This is a genomic window from Bacteroides sp. An279, from assembly GCF_002159615.1.
Lineage (GTDB): Bacteria > Bacteroidota > Bacteroidia > Bacteroidales > Bacteroidaceae > Phocaeicola > Phocaeicola intestinalis.
Genome location: NZ_NFJA01000135.1, coordinates 1 through 6210 on the forward strand (window position 1 = coordinate 1; position 6210 = coordinate 6210).

General features: G+C 46.3%; 7 protein-coding genes. All 7 read left to right on the forward strand.

The features are described from left to right. Positions 1-190 (forward strand): hypothetical protein (locus tag B5F78_RS17415; RefSeq protein ID WP_162608572.1); only part of this gene is annotated, 190 nt, incomplete at its 5' end. Positions 191-390: 200 nt separating this feature from the next. After that, positions 391-1275 carry a YitT family protein gene (locus B5F78_RS15585; protein ID WP_087249344.1) on the forward strand — a complete coding sequence of 295 codons (885 nt, stop codon included), beginning with the start codon at positions 391-393 and terminating at the stop codon, positions 1273-1275. Between the two features lie 24 nt (positions 1276-1299). Continuing rightward, complete coding sequence (locus B5F78_RS15590) at positions 1300-1890, forward strand: Crp/Fnr family transcriptional regulator (protein WP_087249343.1); 591 nt, start codon at positions 1300-1302, stop codon at positions 1888-1890. A 47-nt stretch (positions 1891-1937) separates the two neighbouring features. Beyond that, positions 1938-2870, forward strand: a complete 933-nt coding sequence (gene miaA / locus B5F78_RS15595; RefSeq protein ID WP_087407164.1) for a tRNA (adenosine(37)-N6)-dimethylallyltransferase MiaA — start codon at positions 1938-1940, stop codon at positions 2868-2870. A 65-nt stretch (positions 2871-2935) separates the two neighbouring features. Further along, entirely contained in the window at positions 2936-3868 is a 933-nt protein-coding gene (locus B5F78_RS15600; protein ID WP_022041208.1) for a diacylglycerol/lipid kinase family protein, read from the forward strand. Between the two features lie 76 nt (positions 3869-3944). Next, entirely contained in the window at positions 3945-4751 is an 807-nt protein-coding gene (gene kdsA / locus B5F78_RS15605; protein WP_087407165.1) for a 3-deoxy-8-phosphooctulonate synthase, read from the forward strand. Positions 4752-4830: 79 nt separating this feature from the next. Then, positions 4831-6105 (forward strand): serine--tRNA ligase, encoded by a 1275-nt coding sequence (serS, locus tag B5F78_RS15610; protein ID WP_022041210.1) that lies wholly within the window; start codon positions 4831-4833, stop codon positions 6103-6105. The last annotated feature ends 105 nt before the right edge of the window (positions 6106-6210 follow it).

The window sequence follows — 6210 nt, forward strand, 5'->3', positions numbered from 1 at the left end:
TGACGAAGAACAGGAGCGGAAAGGACCAAAAAATCGCCCAAAGCACACACGAAAACGGATACATCAAGCCAAGAAAAACTTTTTGGAGAAATTCAAAACAGCTTCTTATATTTTGCGCGGTATGAAATTGTGTATTCGGGCAGGCAACCCCTGCCCCTACAAGTTAATTGGCAAGATGCAGAATTTATGAAAAATTAAGAAATTCCGTGTGCCTCTGTGCCTCTGTGATGAGAAAATGCATAAATCTATACCGCATATAGTTTTGTACAGGCATGGCGGCACTGGCAGGCTTTCTTGGGTTTTCTTTACTTATTCTGTGGGTTTTGTACGATTATTCCGGAGTTTTTTATACTTTTGTATTCCGAAAATTAAAGCTAATTAGAAACGGACATGAATTTGATTGGAACTTTGAAAGCCAATCCCGTATGGCGGGAGGCGAAAGATTATTTGCTGATAGCCTTGGGCATGATGATGTACGGGATAGGGTGGACGGTGTTTTTGTTGCCCAACAACTTGCCTTCGGGAGCTGTGCCGGGTATTGCTTCTATTATTTACTGGGCAACAGGTTTCCCCGTACAATATACGTATTTGGCTATCAACGGATTTTTGCTGTTGCTGGCATTGAAGATTCTCGGGTTGAAGTTTTGCATAAAGACCATTTGGGCGGTAATTGTATTGACGGTCTTCCTGGCTGTTATCCAGAAGTTGGTTCAGGGAGGACTGATACATGATGAGCCGTTTATGGCTTGCGTGCTGGGAGCTTCGTTTTGTGGCGGTGGAATCGGCCTGGCATTTTCTGCTAACGGAAGTACAGGCGGCACAGACATCATTGCGGCCATTGTGAACAAATATCGCGACATCTCGCTGGGGAGGGTGATTCTGATGTGTGATGTCATTATCATTTCTTCCAGTTATCTGGTGTTGCATGATTGGGAGCGGGTGGTTTATGGTTACGTAGTCTTGTTTATCACCAGTTTTGTCATTGACCAGGTGGTGAACAGTGCACGCCAGTCGGTCCAGTTTTTCATCATATCCAATAAATACGAAGAAATCGGACACCGCATCAATAAAGACCTGCATCGGGGGGTGACATTTATCGATGGTGTAGGCTGCTATACGAACAATGGTGTAAAACTGATGTTTGTCTTGGCAAAAAAACGGGAGTCGAATACCATTTTCCGCCTGATAAAGGATATTGACCCTCATGCATTTGTCTCGCAGAGTGCGGTGATTGGTGTCTTTGGAGAAGGATTCGACCGGATCAAAGTAAAATGAAAAACTTTTTTAATCGAAATATCTATGACGACAACGAGTATTGAAATAGCGCGGCAGATGGCGGGCGATCACAATGTGGCGCTTGCTAAGGAAAGTGTTCACGCATTGGCTGATATTTTGGTCGGCAGGAAATACAAGAAAGGTGAAATGGTGCTGAATGAAGGCGAAGTATGTACTTGTGTGCGTTACATCGAGAAAGGTATGCTGCGCCAGTTCTATTTCAAGTATGGGAAGGATATGACCGAACATATTGCATACGAGAAAGGGGAGGTGGTTTGTCTGGAAAGCTATTTCCGTCAGGAGCCTACCCGTCTGATGATAGAAGCTTTGGAACCGACGGTGCTGTGGGAGATAGACAAGGCAGGCATCGACCGTTTATCAATAGAATATGCGGATATCGGGGTGCTGTATCGGAAGATTTTAGAGAATTCGTTGATAGAATCGCAGGTGAAGGCCGACACGTTGCGTTTCGAGTCTGCTCATGAACGTTATAACAAACTGTTCCAGCTGCATCCGGAAATCCTGAAGCGGGCACCATTGGTCTACATCGCTTCGCTGCTCCAGATGACTCCGGAAACCTTGAGCCGTGTACGTTCGGCAAGCCTGAACAGTTGAGATGTGCGTGATAAGTGATTTATGGGTCTGTAAAGAACTGGATATTTATGACATATGACTTGATTACCATATTAGGTCCTACCGCATCGGGAAAAACACCGCTTGCAGCGGCTTTGGCCCATCGTCTTCATACGGAAATCATCAGCGGTGACAGCCGTCAGGTGTATCGCAGGATGGATTTGGGGACCGGAAAAGACCTTGCTGACTATGTCGTAGACGGACACCGGATACCTTATCACTTGATAGATATTGCAGAACCTGGAACGAAATATAACGTTTTCGAGTTTCAGCACGATTTCCTGCAGGCATACGAGGATATCCGTTCGCGGGGAAAGCTTCCCGTCTTGTGCGGTGGAACAGGCATGTATCTGGAGTCTGTATTAAAAGGATACAAGTTGCTTCCTGTACCTGAAAATCCGGCATTGCGTGAAAGACTTGCCGGTAAATCATTGGAAGAGTTGACGGTTCTCCTTTCGACGTATAAGACTTTGCATAATTCTACCGATGTAGATACGGTGAAACGTGCCATTCGTGCCATCGAAATAGAAGAGTATTACCGCACGCAACCTGTCGGTGCCCGGGATTTTCCGGAAATCCATAGTCTGATTATCGGGGTGGATATCGACCGTGATTTGCGTCGTAAAAAGATTACATACCGGTTGCGACAGCGTTTGGACGAAGGAATGGTGGACGAAGTACGGCGGTTGCTGGAAGAAGGCATTGCTCCGGAAGACCTGCTCTATTATGGACTGGAGTACAAATACCTTACCCTGTATGTAACGGGAGCCTTGACTTACGATGAGATGTTCCGTCAGTTGGAGATAGCTATCCATCAGTTTGCTAAACGGCAGATGACGTGGTTCCGGGGGATGGAGCGGCGCGGGTTTACCATTCATTGGATAGATGCTACGCGTCCGCTGGAAGAGAAAGTGGAGGAAATAATGAGATTGCTTGATACGAATCAAACCGAATATCCGTGAGATACCGGTAAGGTAGAAAATTTGGCAAATTGTGGACATTTATACAAATCAATAAATAAAGGATTATGGCAGTAGAACCTACCCGCTGGGGCGTAATATACAATCCGAAAGCCGGAAGCCGGAAAGCACAGAAGCGGTGGAAAGCAATTCGCGATTACATGGAGAGCCGGAACGTACAATTCGACTATGTGCAGTCGGAGGGATTTGGGTCGGTGGAGCGTTTGGCGCGCACCTTGGCTAATAACGGTTATCGCACCATTGTTGTGGTAGGTGGCGACGGAGCATTGAATGATGCGGTAAATGGCATTATGCTGTCTGATGCCGAGGACAGACATGACATTGCCTTGGGCATTATTCCCAATGGCATAGGGAATGATTTTGCCAAGTATTGGGGATTGGATTCGGATGATTATCGGGGGGCGGTCGATGTACTTATCAACCGTCGGTTGCGGAAGGTAGATGTAGGTGTGTTTGGTTATTACGACGGGCAGACGCATGTGAAGCGTTATTTCCTGAATGCAGTATATATCGGGTTGGGGGCGCGTATTGTTATCATCACCAATGAGACACGCCGGTTCTGGGGGATTCCTTTGTTCTCGTATCTCTCTTCATTGTTTTTGGTGGCATTTGAGCGTAAGCTGTACCGGATGCATCTGAAAGTAAACGATGAACATATTCGTGGACGTCTGATGGCTGTGGCGATAGGAAGTGCACGGGGATATGGATTGACACCTAGTGCTGTGCCTTATAATGGATGGCTGGACGTATCACTGATATATCGCCCGGAATTGCGTCAGTTGGTGTCGGGCTTGTGGATGTTGCAGCAGGGAAGGCTTTTGAATCACAAGACTGTGAAGCCTTACCGTACACGACAGGTGAAAATCCTTCGGGCGCAAAATGCCGAAATCAGTCTGGACGGGCGTGTTTGGTTCGACCGTCATTTCCCTATCGAAATAACCATTGCTCCCGAAGCATTGACACTGATAATTCCGGAATAAGTGGCTGTACATAATAGTTGGTGTATATTGAAAAGAACTTAATTTTGCACACATATTTAACAATAGATAATATACAATGATACAGACAATAGATGACCTGGTCCGTTCGGATAATTTTTTTCTGTTGGCGGGACCGTGTGTAATTGAAGGCGAGGATATGGCGTTGCGCATAGCTGAGCGTGTGGTAAAAATAACCGACCATTTGCATATACCTTATGTGTTCAAGGGTTCTTATCGTAAGGCGAACCGTTCGCGTCTGGATTCGTTTACTGGCATCGGCGATGAAAAAGCATTAAAGGTCTTGGAAAAAGTAAGAAGTACCTTTGGTGTGCCGGTAGTGACCGATATTCATGCGGCTGAAGAAGCCGGCATGGCTGCCGAATACGTGGATGTATTGCAAATACCTGCGTTTTTGTGTCGTCAGACCGATTTGCTGGTAGCGGCTGCCCGGACGGGCAAGATAGTTAATATTAAAAAAGGACAGTTCCTTTCTCCCGCTGCGATGCGTTTTGCAGCCGATAAGGTAGTGGAAGCTGGAAATCCGCAAGTGATGCTGACTGAAAGGGGAGTCACATTTGGTTATCACGACTTGATTGTCGATTATCGGGGGATTCCCGAAATGCAGGCTTTCGGGCATCCGGTCATACTGGATGTGACCCATTCGCTCCAGCAGCCCAATCAGGCTTCGGGCGTGACGGGAGGTATGCCCCAGCTGATAGAAACCATAGCCAAAGCCGGAGTGGCGGTAGGTGTGGATGGTTTGTTTATGGAGACGCACGAAGACCCTTCGGTGGCTAAAAGTGATGGGGCAAACATGCTGAAGCTCGATTTGCTGGAGGGTTTACTCGAAAAACTGGTGCGCATCCGTCAAAGTATCTTGTAAGAATCATTGTTTATGTTTCAATAAAAGAATATCTTTGCATCACGAAAACAAGATATACGATTATTAAAAGACTAAAGATATGCTTACAATTAAACAAATTACAGAGGATACCGACAAGGTAATCCGTGGATTGGAGAAAAAGCATTTCGCAAATGCAAAAGAAACCATTGCCCAAGTGCTCGAACTGAACAGCAAGCGTCGTAATGCACAAGCTCAATTGGATAAGAATCTGGCAGAAGTAAATGCTACATCGAAAACCATCGGACAGTTGATGAAAGAAGGGAAGAAAGAAGAAGCCGAAACAGCCAAGGCACGTGTGTCAGAAATCAAGGAAACAAGCAAGGCTTTGCAGGCAGAAATGGATCAGGCTGCTGAAGACATGCAGAATTTGCTGTATACCATTCCAAATGTGCCTTACGAGGAAGTGCCCGAAGGTGCTGGTGCCGAAGATAATCTGGTAGTGAAAATGGGAGGCATGGAAACCGAACTTCCGAAAGACGCACTGCCTCATTGGGAGTTGGCAAAAAAATACAACCTGATTGATTTTGATTTGGGTGTGAAGATAACAGGAGCCGGCTTCCCGGTCTATCGGGGACAGGGGGCACGCTTACAACGTGCGCTCATCAATTTCTTTCTCGATGAAGCTCGTGCCGCTGGTTATGAAGAAATAATGCCTCCTACGGTGGTAAATGCTGCTTCGGGTTACGGAACGGGACAGTTGCCTGATAAAGAAGGGCAGATGTATCATTGCAACTTGGATGATTTGTACCTGATTCCGACAGCAGAAGTTCCCGTCACGAACATTTACCGCGACGTGATACTTGATGAAAAGCAGTTACCCATCAAGAATTGTGCTTATACCGAATGTTTCCGTCGTGAAGCAGGTTCATATGGTAAAGATGTGCGTGGCCTAAACCGTTTGCACGAGTTTTCAAAAGTAGAACTGGTGCGCATTGATACCCCCGAACATTCCCGCCAGTCGCATCAGGAGATGCTCGATCACGTAGAAGGTTTGCTGAAGAAACTGGAATTACCTTATCGTATTCTGCGTTTGTGCGGAGGTGACATCAGCTTTACTGCTGCTATCTGTTACGATTTCGAAGTTTACTCGGAAGCTCAGAAACGTTGGCTGGAAGTAAGCTCGGTATCCAATTTTGATACGTATCAGGCAAACCGTTTGAAGTGCCGTTATCGTACTGCCAATAAGAAGACAGAGCTTTGTCACACGCTGAATGGTTCGGCACTTGCCTTGCCGCGTATTGTGGCAGCCCTGCTCGAAAACAACCAGACGCCGGAAGGTATCCGTATTCCGAAAGCATTGGTTCCGTATTGCGGATTCGATATGATTAAGTAAGAAGCTGTTTTGAATTTCTCCAAAAAGTTTTTCTTGGCTTGATGTATCCGTTTTCGTGTGTGCTTTGGGCGATTTTTTGGTCCTTTCCGCTCCTGTTCTTCGTCA